The following is a 250-nucleotide window of genomic DNA, read 5'->3' as shown; positions in this document are numbered from 1 at the left end:
ACAATACCCATACTGCGGGCAGTTCCTTCAACCATACGCATAGCCGCTTCAACATCTGCCGCATTTAAGTCAGGCATTTTTGTTTCGGCGATTTCACGTACTTTATCGCGTTTAACGGTTGCGACTTTATTACGGTTAGGCTCACCAGAACCTGACTCAATTCCAGCCGCTTTTTTAAGCAATACAGCAGCAGGCGGAGTTTTTGTGATAAATGTAAATGAACGGTCTTCGTAAACCGAAATTTCTACAG

At 44.0% G+C, this 250-nt stretch carries 1 protein-coding gene; it reads right to left on the bottom strand.

Going from position 1 to position 250, the window contains the following annotated elements; genetic code table 11:
• Window positions 1-250: uL11 family ribosomal protein (locus CF394_RS00375; RefSeq protein WP_500691220.1), on the bottom strand; the 250-nt coding region annotated here is incomplete at both ends.

The sequence above is a fragment of the Tetzosporium hominis genome, from assembly GCF_002265435.1.
Lineage (GTDB): Bacteria > Bacillota > Bacilli > Bacillales_A > Planococcaceae > Chryseomicrobium > Chryseomicrobium hominis.
This window is presented reverse-complemented; position numbering and strand designations above follow the sequence as displayed.